The 22,489-nt window shown below is 68.5% G+C and carries 20 protein-coding genes; 10 read left to right on the forward strand and 10 right to left on the reverse strand.

Features of this window, described 5'->3' with window-relative positions:
• Nucleotides 1-24 precede the first annotated feature (24 nt).
• The 3 genes from glgA to ACFOYW_RS15055 all read left to right on the forward strand — a co-directional run bounded on the left by glgA (nucleotide 25) and on the right by ACFOYW_RS15055 (nucleotide 2,362).
• Complete coding sequence (glgA, locus tag ACFOYW_RS15045; protein ID WP_390230610.1) at nucleotides 25-1,206, forward strand: glycogen synthase; 1,182 nt, start codon at nucleotides 25-27, stop codon at nucleotides 1,204-1,206.
• Nucleotides 1,207-1,227: 21 nt separating this feature from the next.
• Nucleotides 1,228-2,016, forward strand: coding sequence for an ABC transporter ATP-binding protein (locus ACFOYW_RS15050; RefSeq protein WP_390230613.1), 789 nt, complete (start codon nucleotides 1,228-1,230; stop codon nucleotides 2,014-2,016).
• An 88-nt stretch (nucleotides 2,017-2,104) separates the two neighbouring features.
• Nucleotides 2,105-2,362 (forward strand): type B 50S ribosomal protein L31, encoded by a 258-nt coding sequence (locus tag ACFOYW_RS15055; RefSeq protein ID WP_390230616.1) that lies wholly within the window; start codon nucleotides 2,105-2,107, stop codon nucleotides 2,360-2,362.
• Nucleotides 2,363-2,408: 46 nt separating this feature from the next.
• Here the strand turns inward: ACFOYW_RS15055 and ACFOYW_RS15060 are convergent, their stop codons facing one another.
• Nucleotides 2,409-3,104 carry an exonuclease domain-containing protein gene (locus ACFOYW_RS15060; protein WP_390230618.1) on the reverse strand — a complete coding sequence of 232 codons (696 nt, stop codon included), beginning with the start codon at nucleotides 3,102-3,104 and terminating at the stop codon, nucleotides 2,409-2,411.
• A gap of 62 nt (nucleotides 3,105-3,166) precedes the next feature.
• On the opposite strand from ACFOYW_RS15060, the gene ACFOYW_RS15065 reads away from it, so the two are divergent.
• Entirely contained in the window at nucleotides 3,167-4,060 is an 894-nt protein-coding gene (locus ACFOYW_RS15065; protein WP_390230621.1) for an alpha/beta fold hydrolase, read from the forward strand.
• Complete coding sequence (locus tag ACFOYW_RS15070; protein WP_390230624.1) at nucleotides 4,057-5,157, forward strand: glycosyltransferase family 4 protein; 1,101 nt, start codon at nucleotides 4,057-4,059, stop codon at nucleotides 5,155-5,157. Before ACFOYW_RS15065 ends, ACFOYW_RS15070 begins: the two co-directional genes overlap by 4 nt.
• 57 nt (nucleotides 5,158-5,214) lie before the next feature.
• Here ACFOYW_RS15070 and ACFOYW_RS15075 read toward each other — a convergent pair whose 3' ends face one another.
• Nucleotides 5,215-6,864, reverse strand: coding sequence for an HNH endonuclease signature motif containing protein (locus ACFOYW_RS15075; protein ID WP_390230626.1), 1,650 nt, complete (start codon nucleotides 6,862-6,864; stop codon nucleotides 5,215-5,217).
• Nucleotides 6,865-7,031: 167 nt separating this feature from the next.
• Between ACFOYW_RS15075 and ACFOYW_RS15080 the strand changes: the two genes are divergently transcribed.
• On the forward strand, nucleotides 7,032-7,643 hold the full coding sequence (locus tag ACFOYW_RS15080) for a dihydrofolate reductase family protein (protein WP_390230629.1): 612 nt from the start codon (nucleotides 7,032-7,034) through the stop codon (nucleotides 7,641-7,643).
• On the opposite strand, the gene ACFOYW_RS15085 is transcribed toward ACFOYW_RS15080, so the two are convergent.
• From ACFOYW_RS15085 to ACFOYW_RS15095, 3 genes are all read right to left on the reverse strand, one after another.
• Nucleotides 7,640-8,083: a GNAT family N-acetyltransferase gene (locus tag ACFOYW_RS15085; RefSeq protein ID WP_390230632.1), complete on the reverse strand. Its 444-nt coding sequence runs from the start codon at nucleotides 8,081-8,083 to the stop codon at nucleotides 7,640-7,642. The two genes, ACFOYW_RS15080 and ACFOYW_RS15085, sit on opposite strands and share 4 nt — an antisense overlap.
• A gap of 128 nt (nucleotides 8,084-8,211) precedes the next feature.
• Nucleotides 8,212-8,916, reverse strand: a complete 705-nt coding sequence (locus ACFOYW_RS15090) for a histidine phosphatase family protein (protein ID WP_390230634.1) — start codon at nucleotides 8,914-8,916, stop codon at nucleotides 8,212-8,214.
• Nucleotides 8,913-9,797 carry a Sir2 family NAD-dependent protein deacetylase gene (locus tag ACFOYW_RS15095; protein ID WP_390230637.1) on the reverse strand — a complete coding sequence of 295 codons (885 nt, stop codon included), beginning with the start codon at nucleotides 9,795-9,797 and terminating at the stop codon, nucleotides 8,913-8,915. The genes ACFOYW_RS15090 and ACFOYW_RS15095 overlap by 4 nt, the downstream gene beginning before the upstream one ends.
• 51 nt (nucleotides 9,798-9,848) lie before the next feature.
• Between ACFOYW_RS15095 and ACFOYW_RS15100 the strand changes: the two genes are divergently transcribed.
• Together ACFOYW_RS15100 and ACFOYW_RS15105 are read left to right on the forward strand one after the other, a co-directional pair.
• Complete coding sequence (locus tag ACFOYW_RS15100; RefSeq protein WP_390230640.1) at nucleotides 9,849-10,700, forward strand: TrmH family RNA methyltransferase; 852 nt, start codon at nucleotides 9,849-9,851, stop codon at nucleotides 10,698-10,700.
• A gap of 34 nt (nucleotides 10,701-10,734) precedes the next feature.
• Nucleotides 10,735-12,042, forward strand: a complete 1,308-nt coding sequence (locus tag ACFOYW_RS15105) for a D-alanyl-D-alanine carboxypeptidase family protein (protein WP_390230643.1) — start codon at nucleotides 10,735-10,737, stop codon at nucleotides 12,040-12,042.
• A 55-nt stretch (nucleotides 12,043-12,097) separates the two neighbouring features.
• On the opposite strand, the gene ACFOYW_RS15110 is transcribed toward ACFOYW_RS15105, so the two are convergent.
• Nucleotides 12,098-12,910 carry an SGNH/GDSL hydrolase family protein gene (locus ACFOYW_RS15110; RefSeq protein ID WP_390230646.1) on the reverse strand — a complete coding sequence of 271 codons (813 nt, stop codon included), beginning with the start codon at nucleotides 12,908-12,910 and terminating at the stop codon, nucleotides 12,098-12,100.
• A 153-nt stretch (nucleotides 12,911-13,063) separates the two neighbouring features.
• On the opposite strand from ACFOYW_RS15110, the gene ACFOYW_RS15115 reads away from it, so the two are divergent.
• Together ACFOYW_RS15115 and ACFOYW_RS15120 are read left to right on the forward strand one after the other, a co-directional pair.
• The gene (locus ACFOYW_RS15115; RefSeq protein ID WP_390230649.1) at nucleotides 13,064-14,878 is read left to right on the forward strand and encodes a DEAD/DEAH box helicase; all 1,815 of its coding nucleotides are present in this window, start codon (nucleotides 13,064-13,066) and stop codon (nucleotides 14,876-14,878) included.
• Between the two features lie 90 nt (nucleotides 14,879-14,968).
• Entirely contained in the window at nucleotides 14,969-15,481 is a 513-nt protein-coding gene (locus ACFOYW_RS15120; RefSeq protein WP_390230651.1) for a DUF6328 family protein, read from the forward strand.
• 96 nt (nucleotides 15,482-15,577) lie between these two features.
• On the opposite strand, the gene ACFOYW_RS15125 is transcribed toward ACFOYW_RS15120, so the two are convergent.
• The 4 genes from ACFOYW_RS15125 to ACFOYW_RS15140 form a co-directional block, all read right to left on the reverse strand.
• Complete coding sequence (locus tag ACFOYW_RS15125; RefSeq protein ID WP_390230654.1) at nucleotides 15,578-16,297, reverse strand: hypothetical protein; 720 nt, start codon at nucleotides 16,295-16,297, stop codon at nucleotides 15,578-15,580.
• A gap of 31 nt (nucleotides 16,298-16,328) precedes the next feature.
• Nucleotides 16,329-19,868 carry an error-prone DNA polymerase gene (locus ACFOYW_RS15130; RefSeq protein ID WP_390230657.1) on the reverse strand — a complete coding sequence of 1,180 codons (3,540 nt, stop codon included), beginning with the start codon at nucleotides 19,866-19,868 and terminating at the stop codon, nucleotides 16,329-16,331.
• Nucleotides 19,869-19,940: 72 nt separating this feature from the next.
• Entirely contained in the window at nucleotides 19,941-21,560 is a 1,620-nt protein-coding gene (locus ACFOYW_RS15135) for a DNA polymerase Y family protein (RefSeq protein WP_390230660.1), read from the reverse strand.
• Nucleotides 21,557-22,348, reverse strand: coding sequence for a hypothetical protein (locus tag ACFOYW_RS15140; protein ID WP_390230663.1), 792 nt, complete (start codon nucleotides 22,346-22,348; stop codon nucleotides 21,557-21,559). The genes ACFOYW_RS15135 and ACFOYW_RS15140 overlap by 4 nt, the downstream gene beginning before the upstream one ends.
• Nucleotides 22,349-22,489: the final 141 nt, after the last annotated feature.

Genomic DNA, 22,489 nt, shown 5'->3' on the forward strand with positions numbered 1-22,489 from the left:
CCGGCCTGTACTAGCGTCAGGTGCATGCGAGTGGATGTCTTGACACGCGAGTATCCGCCTGAGGTATATGGGGGCGCCGGAGTTCACGTCGCCGAACTGGTCAAAGCCCTGCGCGCCCACACCGAGGTGCGCGTGCACGCGTTCGGCAGACCGCGCGCCGAAGCCGACGTGTTCTCGTATGGCGTGCCCGCCGAACTGACCTCGGCCAACCCCGCCCTCGCGACCCTCGGCGTCGACCTGCAGATGGCCCAGGCCGCTGCAGGTGCCGACGTCGTGCACTCCCACACCTGGTACGCGAACGGTGCCGGTCACCTCGCCAAGCTGCTGCACGGCGTGCCTCACGTGGTCACCGCGCACAGCCTCGAACCGCTGCGCCCGTGGAAGGCTGAGCAGCTCGGCGGCGGGTATCGCGTATCGAGCTGGATAGAGAAGACGGCATATGAGGCGGCGGATGCCGTGATCGCCGTCTCCGAGGGAATGCGACGCGACATTCTGCGCTCTTATCCGGTGATCGACCCGGCGAAGACCCACGTCGTCTACAACGGCATCGACCTCACCCAGTGGCAGCCGAACCCCGACGCTGACACCGCACGCGCTCTCGGCGTCGACCCCGACCGGCCCGCCGTCGTCTTCGTCGGGCGCATCACCCGGCAGAAGGGGCTGCCCTATCTGCTGCGCGCAGCGAGGTCGCTGCCGTCAGAGGTGCAGCTCGTGCTCTGCGCCGGTGCGCCGGACACCCCCGAGATCCTGGCCGAGGTCCAGGGGCTCGTCGCCGAACTGCAGCAGACGCGCTCGGGCGTCGTGTGGATCGATCAGATCCTCCCGCGCGATCAGCTCACCGCGGTCTTGTCCGCCTCGACGGTGTTCGTGTGCCCGTCGGTCTATGAGCCGCTCGGCATCGTGAACCTCGAGGCGATGGCCTGCGGCCTTCCCGTCGTCGGCACCGCCACCGGCGGCATTCCCGAGGTGGTCGTCGACGGTGTCACGGGTCGCCTCGTCCCGATCGACCAGGTGCAGGACGGGACGGGCACGCCCACCGACCCCGACCGCTTCGTCGCCGATCTCGCCGCGGCGCTCACCGAGGTTCTGAGCGACCCCGCGCGCGCGAAGGCCATGGGCGAGGCCGGGCACGAGCGTGCACGCGACGCGTTCTCCTGGTCCTCGATCGCTGAGCAGACAGCATCCGTGTATAAATCCCTACGCTGATCTGCCGATAGGGTTGGAAGCATGTCGAGCACCGTCGTCAGCATGAAGGGCGTCGCCGTCGAGCGATCCGGCAACACGATCCTTTCCGAGGTCGACTGGCGGGTGAAGAACGACCAGCGCTGGGTCGTGCTGGGGCCGAACGGCGCTGGAAAGACCACTCTGCTCCAGCTCGCTGCCGCGCAGATCACGCCGAGTGCGGGCACGGTCACTCTGCTTGACGAAGACGTGACCAACGAGACCGATGCCGCCGAGTTGCGGCCGCACATCGGTTTCGCCTCGAGTGCACTGTCCCGCCGGCTTCCGTATGGCGAGAGCGTTCTCGACATCATCCTCACGGCGGCGTACGGCATCACCGCACGCTGGAAAGAGGAATACGAAGACATCGACGAGCGCCGCGCCCACCGCGTGCTTGCCGAGTGGAACGTCGACCATCTGGCCGAGCGCCGGTTCGGCGAGCTGTCCGACGGTGAGCAGAAGCGCGTGCAGATCGCGCGGTCGGTGATGGCCGATCCCGAGCTGCTTCTGCTTGACGAGCCTGCCGCCTCGCTCGACCTCGGGGCTCGCGAAGAGCTCGTCCGCCTGCTCGGCGGGTACGCCGCGTCGCCGTCGAGCCCTGCGATCGTCATGGTCACTCACCATGTCGAAGAGATCCCCGCCGGATTCACCCACGCGGTTCTGCTCGTCGGCGGCAAGATCGCCGCATCCGGTCGGATCGACGAGACGCTGAGCTCGAGCAACCTGAGTTCGGCGTTCGGTGTCGACGTCGTCGTCGAATCGAGCGGCGGCCGGTTCACAGCGCGCGCGAAGTAGCGCCGGCGGCGATCTGGTAAGCTGTTTCTTGGGCTAGCGCCGACCTTTTTCTTCCCATTCCTAACCGACGTTTCAAAGGCATCTCACTATGAAGGCTGACATCCACCCGAACTACGCCCCGGTGGTCTTCCGCGACCTGGCTTCGGGCGCGACGTTCCTCACGCGTTCGACCGTGAACAGCGACAAGACGATCGAGTGGGAAGACGGCAACACGTACCCCGTCATCGACGTCGAGATCTCGTCCGAGTCGCACCCGTTCTACACGGGCAAGCAGCGCATCATGGACTCGGCCGGTCGTGTCGAGCGCTTCAACCAGCGCTTCAAGAACTTCGGCGCCAAGAAGTAAGCAGCGCCATCGGAAAGCCCCCGGCATGCCGGGGGCTTTCCGCGTCTCAGAATCGCTCGGGCCAGGTGCCGGACGCCACGAAGTTGAGATCGCCGAGCTTGTTCCGGCGGAACGCAGCGTAGTTCTCTTCCTGCTCGCGGAACCACTCGACTTGCTTGTCGTGGAGTTCGAGCGCGGTCATCGCCAGATCTGCGGCGTACTTGTTGGCGAGCGCCTGCGCGACGCGACCGGCGGCGATCGCGTCGAAACCCGCGTCGTGGGCGTCGTCGCCCAGATCGACGCCGTAGAACTGCGCCGTCAGCTCGAGTGTGCGCTTGCCCCTGCGGTAGCGGTCGACCGCCTTGTCGATGACCAGCGGGTCGACGATCGGCGACGGCTTGTCGAGGGGTGCGACGCCATGGCGCTTCGCCTCACGGTTCAGCACAGTGAAGTCATACGGTGCGTTGTAGGCGACCACGGGCACCCCGCGGTCGAAGAGCACGCGCAGCGCCGCGACGATCTCAGCAACCCCGAGCGCGGCCTCCATGCCCTCGATCCGCACGCGGTCGGTCGTGTAGCCGTGCACAGCCGCCGCCGCATCGGGAATCTCGACCATCGGGTCGATCACCCAGTCCTGTCGTGAGACCGTGATGCCGAGTTCGTTGATCACCCCGACGTGAGCCGTCACGATGCGCGCCGTCTCAGTATCGACACCCGTGGTCTCGAGGTCGAAAACGCCCAGTTGCTCATGCCATCCGCTCATGAGACCAGCGTAGAAGGGACCTCGGACGTTGACCGCAAGCGCACCCGTTAGCCTTGGGGACGATGCGCGAGATCGAGCTGCCGGGCGGCATGACCCGCTGGTGGGACTACCCGGCTGAGTCCGCCGCGGCGGGCACCGCAGCGGGTCACGGCACGATCATCGCCGTGCACGGGTTCCGCGGCGACCACCACGGGCTGGAACCGGTGGTCGGCAACCTGCCCGGCCAGCACGTCATCATGCCCGACCTGCCAGGATTCGGCGCATCGGATGCCTTCCGCGATCGCACCCACGACATCGCCGGCTATGCGCGCTGGCTGGGGGAGTTCGCCCGCGCCGTGGAGCCCGAAGGACCGATCACTCTGCTCGGCCACTCCTTCGGCTCGATCGTCGTGGCCGCAGCGCTCGCTGAACACGGCGCCGACGAGGGCCTGCTCGACGCATCCGCTGCGATTCTCATCAATCCGATCGGGGCTCCCGCCCTGTCGGGCCCGAAGGCGATCGGGACCGCGGCCGCGATCTTCTACTACTGGCTCGCGCGCGAACTGCCGCCCAGGCCCGGTAACGCGCTGCTGCGCAACCCGGGCATTGTCCGTGCGATGAGCATCGCGATGGCGACCACCCGGGAGCCCGAGCTGCGCAGGTGGATCCACGGGCAGCACGATGCCTACTTCTCGTCCTTCGCCGACCGCGGCTCGCTGCTCGAGTCGTTCCGCGCGTCGGTTTCGCACGACGTGAGCGAGTACGCCGCACGTGTCGAGCTGCCGGTTCTTCTCGTCGCCGCAGCGAACGACCAGATCACTCCGCTCGCCGCTGAGCGCCGGCTCGTGACGCTGTTCTCCGATGCCGAGCTCGAGGTGATCGATGGGGTGGGTCATCTGATCCACTACGAGAAGCCGGAAGAGGCGGCGACTCACATTTCGCAGTTCTTGGCGCGCCGGTTCGGGATCGGGGCATGAGGGTCCTCTTCGACTGCCGGTACGTGCGCACCGGCCGCCACGATGGCATCAGCCGCTACAGTGCGGAACTCGTGCGTGAGCTCGCGATGCTGACGCCGGTGGAGATGCTGATCAGCGATGAAGCACAGCTCGCGAACCTGCCCGACTTGCCGTGGCACCTCATCAGCTCGCAGACCGCTGCGGGGGAGCCGTGGGTCGCCCGCGAGGTCAACCGGCTCGTGGACCGCCTCGGCGCCGACGTGGTCTACTCGCCGATGCAGACCATGGGTTCTCGTGGGCGTCGGTACCCGCTGGTGCTCACCGTGCACGACCTCATCTATTACCGCCATCGCACGCCGCCCCGGGATCTGCCATGGTTCGTGAGGATCGCGTGGCGGCTGTACCACCTGTCGTGGTGGCCGCAGCGCACGCTGCTCAATGGAGCGGATGCCGTCGTCGCGGTCTCCGAGACGACGAAGGCGCTCATCACCGAGCATCGCCTCACACGACGCCCCATCCACGTGGTGTACAACGCGGCGTCCGACCCGTCAGCTGCGGCACTCGCGGCTGCGGCGACGCGGACCCCGCCGAGCGCAGAAACGCGGGTGCTCGTGCACATGGGGCAGTTCATGCCCTACAAGAACGTCGATACGCTCGTGCGCGCGATCGCGGAGCTTCCAGCGGAGTACGAACTGCATCTCATGAGCCGGGCGACCGGCGCAGAGCGGGCGCGACTCGAAGCGCTGGCCCCCGGTGCGCGACTCGTCTTCTACAACGGCGCGAGCGACGCGGACTACGAGACGGCACTGCTTCGCGCCCATGCACTCGTGACGACCTCATGGGATGAGGGCTTCGGCATTCCCGTCATCGAGGCGATGCGCGTCGGCACACCGGTCGTGGCGAGCGACATCCCGATTTTCCGCGAGGTCGGCGGCCGCGCGGCCGTGTTCGTGGACCCTGCGTCGCCGAGCGACGTCGCCCGCGGCATCCGCTCGCTCGAAGCAACGGATGCCTGGACCACCGCAAGCCGCGCCGGTGTCGCCCAGGCCGCGACGTTCAGCTGGGGCGCCTCGGCCCGCGCCCTGCTAGAGGTGCTCAGGTCGGTGCGCGCCGAGTAGCGCCATGCGGGCAGTGGCACGCATGTGCTGCCACGACGGCCACGCCGCCTCTGCGGTTCAGTCCTCATCGTGGGATTCTCCACGAGCGCCGGGTTCTGCAGCGCTGGCAGGTTCTCCAGCACCGCCGGGTACTCTGCCGCCGGCAGGTTCTCCAGCACCGCTAGGCCCTCCGCCCCCGGCAGGATCTCCGCCACCGTCGTCTTCGATCTCGTCGGGGAGGTCGAACGGGGCCGGCTGACCTGTGCTCGGCGGGCGCCACGGGTCGACGGGCTGACCGGGCGGCCCCACGACGGCGACTTCCGGGTGGGTTCGATAGAACCTGCCTGAGGGCGAGCGCCACTCGAGGATGCCGCCGAGGTACTGCTTGAGGCCCCAGCCGGCCTCGTGCTTCAGATGATGATGGTTGCGGCACAGGCACGCGAGATTCCACAGCGCGGTGGGTCCGCCCCCTGCGGCGGCGCGCGTGTGGTCGAGCTCGGTCACGGAGACCGGAAGGAAGCAACCGGGCGCGCGACAGTGACCATCGCGACGCTGAATAATGCGTTTCAGCTCAGCCGGGACGCGATAGGTCTTGCGATCGAAATCGACGATGGCCGAGCTGATCGGATCTGTCAGAATCCGTCGCAGACTCGGCGCTCGCGCGACCAACTGGCGCGCCCGCACGGGGTCGATAACACCCAGGCCGACGATTTCCGCACTGGCGGGCGTGTCTCCAGCGCCCGCGAGGTCGGCGGCGCTGTGCTGGTCACTGCCGTCACTGCCGTCACTGCCGTTGCTGCTGTCACTGCCGCTGCTGCCGTTGCTGCCGTTGCTGCCGGCGAGGACCGCCGCTGGAATCAGCACATCGACGGTCACCGGAGCGCGGCTGATGAGCGTGCCGCTCGACACCGAGACAAGCTCGTCGGTCGCGCCACTGCTCGACGCCGTCAGGGGCGCCCCCGCGCCGATCGTCACGTTGCCCTCACTCAGGATGTCGACGAAGAGATCGGCCTGCAGCTGCGTTGCCGAGCGAGTGTCACCGAGTGACCGTGCCTCGGCCGCGGCGTTCTGAAGGCCGGCTCTCAGCAAAGCGGCGTCGGCCGCGTCGATGTACGCGTCAAGATGCGCCATGCCGTCGCGCGCGGCTGTGACGTCGACTCGTCGCCGAGCGAACGCGCGAGCATGCCGAGCTTTCAACGAGTCCTTCTCGAGGGTTTCCAGGGCGCGTTTCGCACGGCGCCGGAACTGCGAGATCGGCAATGCCTTCGCGAGCGGCAGCAGCGCCAGCTCAGCCTCAAAGCGAGCGCCGCCCAGATGGTCGGTCTCGGTCACGAGCTCGTGCGCGTGCGCTCGCGAAATGTCGCCCGCCTCGAGCGCGGTGAGCGTCGCCCGTAGCTGGTTCGACAGCACCCATGCCTCGCCGAGCCGCGACTGCGCCGCGTTCACGCTCGTGTGCGTCGAGGCGGCGAGCTCAGTCGCGATCGACCGGACCGCAAGGTCATGTCGCCGCGTCACGTCGGCTGGGTCTGCAGCATCGATGGCGTCTTCCCCGGCCTCACCCTCTGCCTCGGCGAGCAGTCCGCTGAGCACATGCACCTCTTCAGCCTCGAGGCGAGCGATCTCCTTCCGGATCGCCACCACACGCTCGAATTGTTCGGCCTGCCATGACGCACCGAGCGCAAACGCTGACTGCTCAGCAGCCTGGTCGAACGCGATTTCGATGCTCATGGGACGATTCAAGCAGGACCCACCGACATTTGCGGCTCCCATTGGAAGCTGTGGATAACTTTCATCGCGGGCCTTCTCGTCCCGCTACCTTGGCACGATGATCGTGCATAGTTTCGAATCTGGAATCAATCGTTGCGGCGAGCGCCCCGTGGCTCGATGCTGTGCGCATGGCTGCCCGATTCGTGTATTGGATGAACGTCTCGATAGATCTCCTCATCGAGCGCGCCGGCGGCGAGCACTCCGACCTCGGTGGCCCCGACTGGTTGCTCATCGACGAGCAGCTCCACCGCGACTTCAACGCTCGCGCACGTGGGCTGTCGATGATGGTCCAAGGGCGCATCGTCTTCGAACTGATGGACCCGTTCTGGCCGAACGCGCGCAACGACCGGTCATTGCCCGATTACCTGCGAGAGTACGGGGCGATCTGGACGGACATCCCCAAGGTCCTCGTCTCGCGCACCCGTACGACGGCGGAGCACAACACTCGAATCTTCGGCGGGGGCGCTGATGGGGCCCCTGACGCGATTGCGCAACTCGCGGATCTCAAGGCGGAAACGAACGGCGACATCGGGGTGGGCGGCGCGACCGTGGCCACTCAGCTGCTTGAGGCCGGCCTACTCGATGAGTTGCTGCTGTTCACGCACCCGGCCATCCTCGGGTCCGGACGGCCACTCTTCGACTCAATCGGGCATAAGGAGTTCGAACCTGTTCTGCTCGACCTGCTCGAGCAGAACAGGTTCGACAGCGGCGTCACGATGCACCGATACGCGATCCGCTAGATCTCGGCCATCTGCTCGGCGGTCATTGTCATTGCGATGTGGGGAATGTCGTCCTCGAGGTACTCGTCACCCTGCGGAACGAATCCGTGACGACCGTAGAAGCGCTGCAGATGTGCCTGAGCCGAGATCTCGTGCCCGAAGCCGGGGTACTCGGCCGCCGCCTTCCGCAACGCCTCAGCGACAAGCTGGTGCCCGGCCCCGGTACCACGCGCGTGGGGCGCGATGACGACGCGGCCGAGGGACGGCGACGGATGCTTGGCGCCCGGCGGCACGAGGCGGAGCGCCGCGACCACGCGACCGTGGGCGTCGTGACCCGTCAGGTGCCACGAGTGGAGGTCGTGGTCGTCCATGTCGGAGTAGACGCAGTCCTGCTCGACGACGAACACCTCGCTGCGCAAGCGCAGATAGGCGAACAGCGTGAGCGGCTCGGCGTCAAACATTCGACACCAGCGCCACAGGATCGTCGCGCCGAGCGCGGGCGCAGCAGATGTAGCGGACGTAGGGGGTGCAGGCGTGTCAACAGCCCGCGCCTCATCCTCCACGCCGGGTGCCGTCGAACGAGGGTGGGTCATCGCGCAGCCTCACCCGCCTTGTCGGCGCCGAGCTGCGCATCGACGCCGACACCACTTTGGCCATCGATATCGACATCCACATCGATGGCAGCGATGTCGGCGCCGGCGAGGTTGAAGTTCACGAGCGCGAGCTCGCCGTCGACGACCTCCAGGTCGTGTACGGAGCCATTCAGGATCGCTTCGCCCTTCGCCGGGCGCTCACCGCCGGTCAAATGCCGAGCGATCGCGCCGATGACGCCGCCATGTGCGACCACGAGCACCCGCTCGCCCTCGTGGTGGGCGCCGAGCCGCGCGAGCGCCGCGAGCACTCTGTTGAGCAGGCTCGCGTCGTTCTCCCAGCCCGGGACGTTGCTTCGGTCGTCGCCGAATGCCGCGCGGATCTCCTGGCCGTCCATGCCCTCCGCGTCACCGTAGCTGCGCTCTTCCAGGCCGGGAACAGGTGTCGGCTGAGGCATCCGCAATTCGGTCGCGATGATCGCGGCCGTCTCGAGGGCGCGCTTCAGCGGTGACGCGTACACGCCATCGAAGCGGCGCCCGCGCAGAGCGCGACCCGTCTCTCGTGCCTGCTCACGACCCGTGTCGTTCAGAGGAATGTCGCTGCGACCCTGAATGCGACCGGTCTTGTTCCAGTCGGTCTGCCCATGACGAACGAGGGAGATGCGCGTGGGGTGCGATGCGCGCGTGGGGGAGGGGGAGCTCACGACTCCAGTCTGGCGGCTATCGCTGAAAGGTACTCCGAGGTGCCCCCGTCGATCTTCAGCGTCGCGCGGTCGTCGGCTTTCGTGACCCCGCGATTGATGACAACGATCGGAAGGCGGCGGCGACGAGCCTGCTCGACGAGACGAATGCCGGTATTGACCACAAGGGAGGACCCAGCGATGAGGAGCGCCTGAGCGCCGGCGATCAGCGCCTTCGCCTCGTCGAAGCGGTCGACCGGCACGAACTCGCCGAAGAACACGACGTCCGGCTTGAGCAGTCCGCCGCAGACTGTGCACTCGGGGACGACGAAGTCATCGACGTCGGCCACCTCGGCGTCGCCGTCGGGGTTGATCACGACCGACTCGGGCTTGGCGAGCCACGGGTTGGCCGCGTCGATGCGAGCTGCGATCTCGGGGCGCGCGAACACCTGGCCGCAGCGCACGCAGATGACGCGATCCATCGAACCGTGGAGCGGAACCACGCGCCGCGAGCCGGCGCGCACGTGCAGGCCGTCGACGTTCTGGGTGACGACGCCATTGACGACTCCCGCGGCCTCGAGACCAGCGAGAGCGAGGTGGCCGGCATTCGGCATGGCCGCGTTGAACGCGCCGTAGCCCAGGTGCGAACCGGCCCAGTAACGCTTCTGCGATCGCGACGACGAGAGGAACTGCTCGATCGTCATCGGGTTGCGCTTGGGGGCCCCTGCGCCGCGGTAGTCCGGAATACCGGAATCGGTACTCACTCCGGCGCCCGTCACCGCCGTGACAGTGCGGCCGGACAACGCCGCGAGCGCGCGCTCGAGCAGCGCCCCGTCGACCAGCGCAGGGTCGGCCACGTGGCCGGCCGTCTGCGGGTCGACAATCGCTCTCGCACCCACGGCCATTCGCGCACCTCCATAACCGCTCGGTTAAATCGTACGGGCAAGATGTTTCGCATGGATGTCCGCCGGATCGACCACCTCGACGATGCCGCCGTCGCGGCCAACCCCGACCTCGCCGATTACTCACGGCTCACCGACGTGGCGCTGCGACGCGTCAGCGAGCCGGCCGGCGGACTCTACATCGCCGAGTCCACGAAAGTGATCATGCGAGCGCTGCAGGCCGGCCACCGGCCGCGGTCCGTGCTGGTACAGGAACAGTGGCTCACCCAGGAACAGTGGTTGACGGATGTCGCGCCGCTGCTCGACGCATATCCCGACGTTCCGGTCTACGTCGGGGACGCACCGACGCTGGAGACGCTCACGGGCTATCACCTGCACCGCGGCGCCCTCGCGGCGATGCACCGCCCCGAGCTCCCGAGCGTGCCGGCTCTCCTCGCGGAGGCGCACCGGGTCGTCGTTCTCGACGGGCTCGTCGATCACACGAACGTCGGCGCCATCTTCCGATCGGTTGCGGGTCTCGGAGCGGATGCGGTGCTCGTCACGCCGACCTGCGCCGACCCGCTGTACCGGCGCAGCGTGCGCGTGTCGATGGGCACGGTGCTGCAAGTGCCCTGGACGAGACTCCCCGAGTGGAAGGACGGCGCGGCTGAGGTGCTGCACGCCAGCGGGTTTCACATCGCCGCGCTCGCCCTCGCCGACGACGCCGTGGCTCTCGACGCCTTCGCGGCCATGCCGCCGGAGCGCGTCGCACTCGTGATGGGCGCCGAGGGCGATGGACTCGGGCGGCGGGCGCTGGCATCCGCCGACTCGATCGTGACCATCCCCATGGTGCACGGAGTCGACTCGCTGAACGTCGCCTCGGCGAGCGCCGTCGCTCTGTGGGCGCTACGGCGTTCGAGCATTTAGCAACTGCCGAAGCGAATCCCCGTAGCATCACCTCGTGAGCCTTGCCGTCGACCTCGAACCGGAGCGTCCGACGCAGGCAGCGAAACCGCCTAGACGACGGAGGCGCGCAGGTCGGCGGGCCGCGGTCATCATCGCTCTCGTCCTGGTGCTCGCGATGGCGGCGTACGTAGGACTCGCACTCGTGCGCCCGCTGCCCGCGACTGCTGCGATTGTCCCGGCCTCAGCTACCGCATCCATCGAGACTGCAGGCGTCGCACCCGCGTGGCCGGCGACCGGTGGTGCGGCCATCGGCCTGGTCGGGCAGGACGAGCTGCTCGGAAGCCACGGCAGCGACGCATCCGTGCCCATTGCGAGCATGACCAAGACGATCACCGCGCTCGTGCTGCTCGACAGGTACAAGCTCACCGCGGGGGAGCAGGGCCCGACGATCACGTTCGGAGAGCGTGACGTCGACATCTTGAATGAGGTCTGGGCCGAGGACGGCTCGTGGGCGAAGGTCGCGGCGGGCGAGAAGCTCACGCTTGTGCAGGCGCTCACCGCGATGATCCTGCCGAGCGCGAACAACTACGCACGATCGCTGGCGGTCTGGTCATACGGCTCGCAGGCGAAGTTCGTGAGCGTCGCCAACGCATGGCTGAAGCAGCACGGCTTCACGCACACCCACATGACCGATCCGTCCGGCCTCGACTCGGGCAGCGTCAGCAACATGACCGACCTGGTCGGCATCGGCAAGCTCGCGATCGCGAACCCGGTTCTCGCGAAGGTCGTGAACACGCCGACGGCGACGCTCCCGACCGTCGGCACGATCCACAACACCGACCCGCTGATCGGCAAGTACGGCATCGAGGGTGTCAAGACCGGTTACACGCAGCAGGCGGGCCACTGCCTGCTGTTCGCTGCCAAGGTGTCGGTGAACGGCACGGAGCGCACCTTCGTCGGCGTGATGACCGGTCAGCCGACCTATGCGGCGCTGTGGAAGGGCGTGCCGAAGCTGCTGAAGAGCTTCGAGCAGTCCTTCCATCTGGTTGATCTGACGAATTCCGGTACCACGGTCTACGCCAGCTATCGCGCGCCATGGGGCGCGAAGACGTCAGTCATCCCGGGCACGACACCGCATGTCGAGCTGTATTCGAAGGGCAGCGTCACGGTGAAGGTCGACGCAGCGCGGCTTGTCACCGCCCCGAGTGGCGCTGCAGCGGGCAAGGTGACGTTCACCGCGGCCGGTACGGGCGGTGGCGGCGACACCACCGGCACGGAGGTGTCCGCACCGCTCGTCACGACCGGCACGCTGGCGGCGCCGAGCGCCTGGTGGCGCATCACGCACCCGCACGAGCTGTTCTAACCAGGGCGACCCTCCGGGGCATCAGCCCGGGGCGGCACCTCAGGGCAGCAACTCGCTAGTTCGCGTCCTCGAGGTGAGCATCGAGCGCGGCAGCGACACGGCGCTCGAGCTGGGACAGCTGGGGACGCTTCGGAGGCAGGCCATCGCCGCTCGAAACGTGCCTGATGCGACGCACGACCCAGGGCCACGCGTACTCGCGCGCCCACTGCAGGTCCTGCACGCGCGCCTCGCGCCAGCTGCGTTGCGGCACCGGCGCCGGGGTCAGCACCGGAAGCTCGTTCGGCACGCCGAGGGTGCGCAGCACCATGCGCGCGACGGCCTGGTGGCCGAGCGGGGACATGTGCAGGCGATCGATCGACCACATGCGCTGGTCGTGAATCTCTTTGAGGGACCACTGGTCGGCGACCAGGCATCCGTACTTCTGCGCGACCATGCGGACGTCTTCGTTGTAGATCGCGACCTTGCCTCGAATCGCCTTGAAGGTGCCCGACCAGCCGACGTCGACGCCGGTGAACACGACCACGGTCGCACCGGTCGCGGTGAGGCGCGCAACGGCCTCCTCGAACACGCGGGCGATCTCGTCGGGGTCGGTCCCGGGGCGGATCACGTCGTTGCCGCCGGCTGAGATCGTGACGAGGTCGGGCGCGAGCGCGACCGCCTGGTCGATCTGCTCGGCGACGACCTGGCGCACGAGCTTCCCGCGCACGGCGAGGTTGGCGTACGCGAAGTCGGGGGTCTTCTCGGCCAGCACCTCGGCGACTCGGTCGGCCCAGCCGCGGAAGCCGCCGTCGGGGTACGGGTCGCCGAGTCCCTCGGTGAAGCTGTCGCCGAGCGCTACGTATCGGGTGAAAGTAGTTAGTTCGGGCATGTTAACTATTGTGCACCGGAAACGCATAGATTGCAGAGATCCGGGCGACACGCCCAGCGCTGGAGCGTTTTCATCGTGCCGCTCCCTCGGCAGCTGGAGCGACGTGCCGGCAGCTCGTGATTACATTGCAGCTCGTGATTACATTGCATCCGCATGTCTGATCAGCCTCTCCTGACCCCCGGCACCTTCGCGGCGCAGCACCTCTCGCCGTCGTTCCCGGCGCGCGCGCCGTGGGGGACCGCCACGCGCCTGCGTGCTTGGCAACAAGAGGCGCTCGACGAGTATTTCCGGACGGAACCACGCGACTTCCTCGCCTCCGCCACGCCCGGTGCGGGCAAGACCACCTTCGCGTTGCGCCTCGCGACCGAGCTGATCGGGCGCCGAACCGTCGACCGGATCGTCGTCGTCGCACCGACCGACCATCTGAAGCGCCAGTGGGCCGAGGCGGCCGAGCGGGTCGGAATCCATCTCGACGCCGAGTTCAAGAACGTGCACCGGCGCTTCGCGCGGCATTATCGCGGCATCGCGGTCACCTACGCGCAGGTCGCGGCCAAGGCGTCGCTCCACAAAGACATCGTGGAAGACGGCCGCACGCTGGTCATTCTCGACGAGGTGCACCACGGTGGCGACGCGCTCTCCTGGGGCGACGCCGTGCGCGAGGCGTTCGAGCGGGCGACCAGGCGGTTGTCGCTCACCGGTACCCCGTTCCGCTCCGACACCTCGCCGATTCCGTTCGTGACGTACCTGCCTGACGCCAAAGGCATCCGTACCTCGCTCACCGACTACAACTACGGCTACGGTCGCGCGCTCGCCGACGGCGTCGTGCGACCGGTGCTGTTCATGGTCTACGCCGGCCACATGCGCTGGCGCACGCGCGCGGGCGAAGAGATGGAAGCCCGGCTCGGCGAAGGCAACACCAAAGATGTGACCTCGCAGGCCTGGCGCACCGCACTCGACCCGCAGGGCGAGTGGATCCCATCGGTGTTCTCGGCCGCGACCAGGCGCCTCGATGAAGTGCGCACCCAGATCCCCGACGCGGGCGGTCTCGTCATCGCGACGGACAAGGAGCAAGCGCGGGCATACGCGGCGATTCTCGATCGGATGACCGGCGAGAAGACGACCGTCGTACTGTCCGACGAGAAAGAGGCGTCCGACCGGATCAGCGCGTTCGCGGCATCCGAAGCGAAATGGATGGTCGCCGTGCGCATGGTGTCCGAGGGCGTCGACGTGCCGCGCCTCGCGGTCGGCGTCTACGCGACCAACTCGTCGACGCCGCTGTTCTTCGCGCAGGCGATCGGGCGGTTCGTGCGCGCGCGGCGCCGGGGCGAGACGGCATCCGTCTTCCTGCCCGATGTCGAGCCGCTCATCGCGCTGGCCGGTGCGCTCGAACTCGAACGCGACCATGCGCTCGACCGCGACGTCTCGGCCGAGGAAGGCGACCTCTACAACCCCGAAGACGCGATGATGCAGGCTGCGGAGCGCGAAGACAAGGCGTCGGACGGCCTCGACGGCGAGTTCTCGTACCAGGCTCTCGGGTCCCACGCCGCGTTCGACCGCGTGCTGTTCGACGGCGAGGACTACGGCGGCTACGCCGAGCCCGAGACTGAGGAAGAACTCGACTTCATCGGCCTGCCGGGGCTGCTCGAGCCATCCGAGGTGCACGAACTGCTCATGCACCGGCAGGCTCGCCAGGCCAAGCGAGCGGCCTCGAGGCCCGTGCCGTCGACGTCCGCCGATGCGCCGCCGCCGTCTCCCGCCAAGCCGCTGCCGCTGTATCGCACGCTGAAAGAGCAGCGCTCGCTGCTGAACTCGCTCGTCGGGCTCTACGCCAAGTCGAAGGATCAGCCGCACGGCCTCGTCCACGCCGAACTGCGACGCGTCTGCGGCGGACCGCCCGTGGCGAAAGCGTCGATGACGCAGCTCGAGGCGCGCATTCAGCTGCTCAGGAAACGTCTGGGGCACGCGTAGACGGCAGGCCGTCCCGCGCTGCTCACGCCGCTAGGTTGACTGCATGAGCACCCTGTCGATCTCGCTCGGCCCCTGCGCCGTGCGGACCCCGTGAGCGCGCTGATGGACGACGACAGCCGCCCGGACAGTCTGAATCGCCCCGGCGAGTCCAACGCCCAGCGCTACGACCGCAACTGGCAGGACATCCTGCAGGAACTGCGCGTCACGCAGACCGGCAACCAGATCCTCACCGGCTTCCTGCTCGCCCTCGCATTCCAGAACCGCTTCACTGCGCTCGACACCCTCGGCATCGTGATCTATCTCGTGCTCGTCGGACTCGCGTGCGCGGCGACACTCCTCGCGCTCGCCCCCGTCTCGCTGCACCGCTGGCTCTTCCAGCGGCATGCGAAGAAGGAAGCCGTTCTGATCGCGAATCGCATCCTCCGCGTCACCCTCATCGCGGTCGCTCTGCTGATCGTGGGCGTCGCGCTGTTCCTGTTCTATTTCGTGCTGTCGCTCACGGCGGGCATCATCGCCGCGGCGCTCGTCGCGCTGCTGATCATCGGCCTGTGGGTGATGCTGCCCATCGACGTGCTGCGCCGGGAAGCGGCGGCGGGGCGCTGAGCGCACTGGCGCGCTCGCGCGCTCGCGAAAACGGAGTAGTTGCGCCCCGGAAGCGCCTGTGAGCGCAGCTAGTCCGTTCTCGATGCACTACTCGCGCTACAGACGACGCGTCGCGAACCCGAGGTCGACGAAGCGCAGCTCGTCGCGCGGCACCACCGCGGTGACGCAGGTCGCCGTGTCGAGCGAGACCCCGATACCGTAGACGTCCGGGTCGGTGTCGATACGGATGCCTGAGCGCTCGAACCCGTCGACCCGCACCGTTATGCCGTGCTCGACGTGACGCTCATCGACCGGGCTGTCGAGTTGGCCCGGGGCCGCTCCGCGCAGGCGCGTGCTCTGGAATCCGTTCCTCAGGATGTGATTCACGTGATCCGCGAGCCGCGCCTCGACGCGGTCGGAGTCGCGGGGCCGCGCGCTCCAGTGCGTCGTCACGCACTCCCAGAGCAGCGGGCGGTAGCGCGTGCGCCGCAGCCGCTCGATGAGCCACGCCGGCCGGTCGTCCGGCTCGTCGCGCTTGCGCTGCGTGCCGGAGGTCCGATCGCGCGCGTCATCATCGATCTCGCGGAGGGCGTCATCGGTCAGGTTCACCGGATCGTCGAGGTAGTCGGGGTTCCGCCACAGCGTGTAGCTGATCGACAGGTGACACTCGACGACGACGCCGTCGTGCTCGCTCGAGCTCACCCCCAGCGCGTCCCAGTCCTCGAGGTGGCGCTGTGGCACGAGGCCGTACACCGGCACCGGCATCCGTCTCGCCTGTTGGAGCACCTCGAGAGCAGGGTCCGGCGGCTGCCGCCGAAACCGCCCGCGGATGTGCATGCGCACAGTCTCGCGCTCGGCCGGCGGCCTGTCAGCCGAAGTCGCGAGACTTCGTCTTCGCCGCCAGCGGCAGGCGGGAAAGCTTGTCGGCGACGATGCTGACGACGCCCTCCGGACTGCGCTCGAGGGTGCCGCGCACCACCATCGCCGGCGCCTCACGAGCCACTCTGCGATACCTCTGCCACACGCCGGTCGAGACGATCACGTTGACGAGACCGGTCTCGTCTTCGAGGTTGAGGAATGTGATGCCGGATGCCGTGGCCGGCCGTTGCCGGTGAGTGACGACCCCGCCCACCTCGATGCGGCGCCCCGGCTCGGCGGTCATGAGGTCGAGCGCCGAGAGCACGCCGGCCGTGGCAAGCGTCGAGCGCACGTACCGGATCGGGTGATCGCCCGGCGCCACCCCCGTCGCCCACAGGTCGTAGACCACCTGCTCGGCCGGTGAGAGCAGCGGCAGCAGCGGCGGCTGCACGACGACCGCCGTTCCCGGCAGATAGTCACGGCGCTCGCGCGAGGCCGAGCCTGCCTGCCACATCGCCTCACGGCGGCTGAAGCCGAGCGACTCGAAGGCGCCGGCAGCAGCCAGCGATTCGAGCTGCGTCGCGTTCAAGCCCACGCGCCGCGCGAGGTCGTGCAGGTCGGCGAACGGGGCGGCCTCGCGCTCGGCGACGATCCGCTCAGCGACGGCCGCCCCGATCGAGTTCACTTCGGCGAGCCCGAGCCGCACCGCGAATCGCCCGTCACGGCGATGCACCGCCGACTCGTCGGGAGCACCCGGGTCGAAGGGGCTCGACTCGTCGAGCACATCGGGGTCGCCCGAGCCGGTGAGCTTCCAGTCGAGGCAGGCGGGCAAGCCGGTCGGGACGTTGCCGGATGCCTCGGCGAAGGCATCCGACAGCGCTTCAAGATCTGCGTGCACGCCCGAACGCAACAGATCGACGCCGCGTACCTCGACGCCGTGCCGCGCCGCATCGCCGGTCAGTGACTGCGCCGAGTAGAAGCCCATCGGCTGCGCGCGCAGCAGCCCCGCAAGGAACGCCGCGGGATAGTGCAGCTTGAGCCACGAGCTGGCGTAGACGAGCAGCGCGAAGCTCAGCGAGTGGCTCTCGGCGAAGCCGAAGCCCGCGAAGGCCTCGATCTTCTCGTAGATGCTCACCGCGTCGTCACCCGTGATGCCGTTCGCTGCCATGCCGTCGAACAGCTTCTCGCGCAGCGAGTCGATCTTCTCGACCCCGCGCTTCGAGCCCATCGCGCGGCGCAGCTGGTCGGCGTCGGCAGCCGAGCAGCCGCCGACGGCCATGGCCATCTGCATGATCTGCTCTTGGAAGAGCGGGATGCCGAGGGTTCTGCGCAGCACCGGCTCGAGCTTCGGATGCAGGTAGGTCACCGGCTCGGCGCCCATGCGACGTCGGATGTACGGGTGCACCGCGCCGCCCTGGATCGGCCCCGGTCGAATCAGCGCCACCTCGATCACGAGGTCGTAGAAGCGTCGGGGACGCAGCCGGGGCAGGGTGCCGAGCTGTGCGCGGGACTCGACCTGGAAGACCCCGATCGCGTCGGCACGGCAGAGCATGTCGTAGACCGCGGGCTCTTCCTTCGGCAGGTTCGCGAGGGTCCACGCCTCACCGACGCGCTCGCGCACCAGATCGAGCATGTACTGGATCGCCTCGAGCATGCCGAGGCCGAGCAGGTCGAACTTGACGAGGCCCATCCACTCGACGTCGTTCTTGTCCCACTGCAGCACGGTGCGGCCGTCCATGCGGGCGTGCTCGATCGGCACCACCTCGCCGATGGGACGTTCGGTGAGCACCATGCCACCCGAGTGGATGCCGAGGTGCCGCGGCGCATGCATGAGCTGCATGGCGAGGTCGATGACAGGCTTCGGGATGTCATGGCCGGTGTCGGTCGAGATGTGGGCGCCCCAGCCCTCGACCTGCTTGGTCCAGGCATCCTGCTGACCGGGGGAGTGGCCGAGCGCCTTCGCCATGTCTCGGACCGCGGCCTTGGGCCGGTAGCTGATCACGTTGGCGACCTGTGCGGCGTTGCGGCGGCCGTACTTCGTGAAGACGTACTGGATGACCTCTTCCCGTCGCTTCGAGTCGAAGTCGACATCGATGTCGGGCTCTTCCTCGCGCAGCGACGAGAGGAAGCGCTCGAATGGCAGGCGGTAGAAGATCGGGTCGACGGCGGTGATGCCGAGCACGTAGCAGACGGCGGAGTTGGCGGCCGAGCCGCGACCCTGGCAGAGGATGCCGCGGCCTCCAGCAAATTGCACTATGTCGTGCACGATCAAGAAGTAGCCGGGAAAGTCCTTGTCTTCGATGACATCGAGCTCGTGGTTCAGTCGCCCCCGGATGCGGTCGAGCGGCTCCGGCCGGCTCCCCTCGGGGTAGCGCTCGGCGATGCCGTCATCGACGAGCTTCCGCAGCCAGCTCATCGGGGTGTGCCCCTCCGGCACGTCTTGCTTCGGCAGCCGCGGTTTGGCCGTACGCAACTCGAAGGCGAGGTCGGATGCCACGTCCACGGTCGCCTCGACCGCCCCGGGGTAGCGCGCGAACAGCCTCGCCATCTCGGCCCCGCTGCGCAGATGCGCGGCCCCTGCCGCGGGCAGCCAGCCGTCGAGCTCGTCGAGGCTGCGCCGGGCGCGCACTGCGGCCACCGCGGTGGCGAGCGGGCGGTCGGCCGGGGTGGCGTAGTGCACGTTGCCGGTCGCGACGACACGCAAGCCCCTGGCCTGCGCCAGTTCGTAGAGCGCGTCGTTGTACGTGCTCGCGAGCGGGTCGCCGTGATCGAACAGCTCGACGAGCACATTCGTGCTGCCGAAGAGATCGACCAGGCGGTCAAGCTCGCGGGCAGCAGCAGCGGTCTCCCCGCGTGCCGACGCCAGCGCCTGTCGAACTGCGCCCTTTCTGCAGCCGGTGAGGATCTGCCAGTGGTCGCCCGCGGCCGCCGCGAGCGACTCGAGGTCGTAGACGGGGCGCCCCTTCTCGGCACCGCCCGCGAGTTGCGCGTCGGTGATGGCGGAGGCGAGGCGGTGGTAGCCCTCCTGCCTCTTCGCGAGCACCAGCAGGTGCGCCCCCTCGGGGTCGGCGACGCCGTTCTGCGGGGCCGTGAGCCCGAGGGAGAGCTCGGCGCCGAAGATCGTCTTCACGCGCCCCGCAGCATTCTTCCCAGAAGACCCCTCGTTCCCGGAAGACGCCTCGTTCCCAGAAGACTCCTCCTTCTCGGAATACGCCTCGGCAGCCTCGGCCATGCGCACGATGCCGTAGAGGCCGTCGTGGTCGGTGATCGCAAGGCCGTCGAGCCGGAGCCGTACCGCCTCCTCGAACAACGACTCAGGATCGCTCGCACCGTCGAGGAAGCTGAAGTCGGAGTGCGCGTGCAGTTCGGCGTACGGGACGTACGGGCCGTCGTCGTAGTCGAGGCGGCGCGGCGCGACCGAGGCGCGGACCCGGCTCCAAGCGGGGGAGTCGCCGCCGTCGGCATCGCGGTCGGGGCCGCCCTGACGACGGCGCCCCGACAGCTTGCGCTCGAACTCCGACCACGGGATCGGAGGATTGTTGAAGCCCACTAGTCATGCCTCGCTGGTCGGGTCGCAGGTGTTGCCGCCCGAGTCGCGGCTGCGCCCTGCCGCAGCTGGGCGCTAGTCATAGCGCGCCTCCGCGAGCCAGGACTCCCCATCAAGGATCAGCAGCCAGGCGGTGCCGTCGGCGTCGACCACACTGAAGCGGTGCACGCGGCGCGCGACCGCCTGATCCCACCAGCGCTCGTCGACGGTCCACGGGCCGGCCCAGCCCTCGATCGGCCGCGCGAGCCGCAGCGCCTCGGCCTGCGACCCGACCGGCCGCGCCCCCGAACCGTACGCGAACAGCGTCGGCTCGCCCTCGACGAGCCCCCGCTCGGAGACCGAGATCGGCACCCCGGTGCCGTCGAGGAGTGCGACGGCCACCCGCGGCAGGAACACCGTCGCGGGCAGCGGATCGGGAAGTGCCCCCGGCCAGGGCTGCCCCGCGCGCGTCGCTGAAGCGGGGGAGCGATCGCCCCACGGCACGAGCACCTGCCGGTCATCGAGCAGCCGGCCGCCGCCGATCGCAGCCGTCACCACGGCGTCGTGACCGAGAATGCTCTGCACCCGGGAAAGCGCATGATGCACCCGCTCATCGGGCGCGTCGCCCCACAGCCCCTGTTCGTGATGATGCGCCGCATCGACGCTCTCCGGCGTGAACACGACACGGACCACCGGGGCTTCGAGGCCCCCGGCGCCGTTTCCCTGCAGCTGCCAGCGCAGTCGGTCGACCAGGTCGATCGCCGTGAACCAGCGCGGGTGCAGCCAGGTGCGGGAACTCTCGCTTCCGGAATCCGTCTGGATCGTCACCGTCACCGCCGTCGCGACGAGTTTCGCCGCCGTCAGCCCCGCGATCACCTCGTCGGCCGTCGGCCGCGCGGCGAAGGCGAGCTGATCGATACGGTCGAGCCCATCGTCGAAGACGAGCTGTCGTTCGAGGGCGCGCTGGGGGGCGCGCGGCACGACCACCTGGGCGTCCTGGCCGGTGACGAGCGCGTGCACGCGCGCACCGGTCGCGCCGAACCGCTCGACGAGCTCGTCGGCCGCCATGCCCGCGAGCGCCCCGAGGGTGTGCAACCCGAGACGGTGGCACAATTCCGTGAAATCGCCGTCGCCCATGACGTCGACCGGCAGCGCGGCGAGGAACGCGGGCGAGCCGTTTTCCGGCACGACGAGAACCCGATCAGCAGACGGATGCCTGGCCGCGAGCTCTGCCGCGAACGGCCCATCGGCGATGCCGGCGCGCGCGTCGGGCACCCCGTGCTCGGCGAGCACGCCGAGCAGCACCTCGGCCGCTTCGCTCTCGCTGCCGTAGTACCGCGCCGGGCCGCGTGCCCGCAGGGCGCACATGCCCGGCCGGATCGGCTGCACCCCCGGCACCGTCTGCTCGACGGCGACCAGCAGCGGCTCGAAGAGCCGGGCATCGGTCTGCGGGTCGTGGGGGAGCACCACGAGCTCGGGGCACCGGGCCTGCGCCTCGCGCACGCGCAGGCCGCGCCGCACCCCGGCAGCGCGGGCCGCGGCGGAGCAGGCGAACACGAGACCTGCGTCGATGAGGGCGATGGGCAGGTCTGCGGCCGTGTCAAGATCGAGCGACGGATGCTCGAGCACCGCAGCCCGGATCGGCCAATCGGGACACCACAGCACGATCGACCGGGTCAGAGCACCCGGACTCTGCACGTCGGAGGATGCGCTCACGAGACCCGCTCCAGCCGGAGCATCGGCACGGCGGCCGGTGGCGTGGCGCCCGGCGCGTAATCGCCGGGGAGACGCAGTTGCACGACGCGGGGACGGCCGCCGCGCACCTCGGAGCGAACCGTGACGAGCCGTTCGCGCGGGTAGCCATGGCCTCGGCCGATGCCGCTCCAGCGGCTGTCGGTGATGGCGAGCGTCGCCTCGGAACCCGGCCAGCGCGTGCCGAACGAGATGAGAACAGAGCCGCGTTGCCGTAGACGGGCAGCGAGCTTCGCAGCATCCGCATCTGTCACTGCGCTGCTCTGCCGCACCACGATGATGCCAAGAGCATCGGCGAGCGCCGCCGAAACCTGCAGCCACGACGTGCCCGGCTCGCGCACGAGCACGAGACGGCCGAGTTCGATGCCGAAATGCGCGGCCGCCTCGGCGCCGAACTCGGGCACCCCGACGATGCCGCACCACGCCCCGTCGGCGCTCGCGGCCGAGAGCAGCCCCATCAGCAGAGTCATCGAGCCGTCGACCGAATACACGCCACCGGCCTGCAGCGCCCCGCCGGGCAGCAACGAGGTGAAGGCCGAGAGCGTGGGCAGCGCGCGGGTGGAGAGTTTGGTGCGCTCCATTCCGGAGATGCGCGATTTGAGCTCACGGATGCGCTCGAGGTCGGCCTGCGCCTTTTCAAAGACACTCGCCTTTTCAAAGACGTTCGCCTTTGCGAAGGCGTTCGCCCTTGCGAAGGCGTTCGCCCTTTCAAGGACGCTGCCTTCCTCGACGCGCTCGACCGCTGCACTCACCTATTTATGTTCGAACCCGCATTCGAATATGTCAAGGCGACTGAGTTTCGCACATCGAAGGTGAATCGAACACCCAGCGTACGCTCACCAGCCTTCCACGCACCGCCGACATCGGCCCAGGCCGCGCACAGGCGCGACGCG

It is taken from the genome of Gryllotalpicola reticulitermitis (assembly GCF_042651345.1).
GTDB lineage: Bacteria > Actinomycetota > Actinomycetes > Actinomycetales > Microbacteriaceae > Gryllotalpicola > Gryllotalpicola reticulitermitis.

Excerpts from the sequence above, each read along its gene's own strand:
- glgA (WP_390230610.1), top strand. The coding sequence starts at position 25 with ATGCGAGTGGATGTCTTGACACGCGAGTATCCGCCTGAGGTATATGGG.
- ACFOYW_RS15050 (WP_390230613.1), top strand. The coding sequence starts at position 1,228 with ATGTCGAGCACCGTCGTCAGCATGAAGGGCGTCGCCGTCGAGCGATCC.
- ACFOYW_RS15055 (WP_390230616.1), top strand. The coding sequence starts at position 2,105 with ATGAAGGCTGACATCCACCCGAACTACGCCCCGGTGGTCTTCCGCGAC.
- ACFOYW_RS15060 (WP_390230618.1), bottom strand. The coding sequence starts at position 3,104 with ATGAGCGGATGGCATGAGCAACTGGGCGTTTTCGACCTCGAGACCACG.
- ACFOYW_RS15065 (WP_390230621.1), top strand. The coding sequence starts at position 3,167 with ATGCGCGAGATCGAGCTGCCGGGCGGCATGACCCGCTGGTGGGACTAC.
- ACFOYW_RS15070 (WP_390230624.1), top strand. The coding sequence starts at position 4,057 with ATGAGGGTCCTCTTCGACTGCCGGTACGTGCGCACCGGCCGCCACGAT.
- ACFOYW_RS15075 (WP_390230626.1), bottom strand. The coding sequence starts at position 6,864 with ATGAGCATCGAAATCGCGTTCGACCAGGCTGCTGAGCAGTCAGCGTTT.
- ACFOYW_RS15080 (WP_390230629.1), top strand. The coding sequence starts at position 7,032 with ATGGCTGCCCGATTCGTGTATTGGATGAACGTCTCGATAGATCTCCTC.
- ACFOYW_RS15085 (WP_390230632.1), bottom strand. The coding sequence starts at position 8,083 with ATGTTTGACGCCGAGCCGCTCACGCTGTTCGCCTATCTGCGCTTGCGC.
- ACFOYW_RS15095 (WP_390230637.1), bottom strand. The coding sequence starts at position 9,797 with ATGGCCGTGGGTGCGAGAGCGATTGTCGACCCGCAGACGGCCGGCCAC.
- ACFOYW_RS15100 (WP_390230640.1), top strand. The coding sequence starts at position 9,849 with ATGGATGTCCGCCGGATCGACCACCTCGACGATGCCGCCGTCGCGGCC.
- ACFOYW_RS15110 (WP_390230646.1), bottom strand. The coding sequence starts at position 12,910 with ATGCCCGAACTAACTACTTTCACCCGATACGTAGCGCTCGGCGACAGC.
- ACFOYW_RS15115 (WP_390230649.1), top strand. The coding sequence starts at position 13,064 with ATGTCTGATCAGCCTCTCCTGACCCCCGGCACCTTCGCGGCGCAGCAC.
- ACFOYW_RS15125 (WP_390230654.1), bottom strand. The coding sequence starts at position 16,297 with ATGCACATCCGCGGGCGGTTTCGGCGGCAGCCGCCGGACCCTGCTCTC.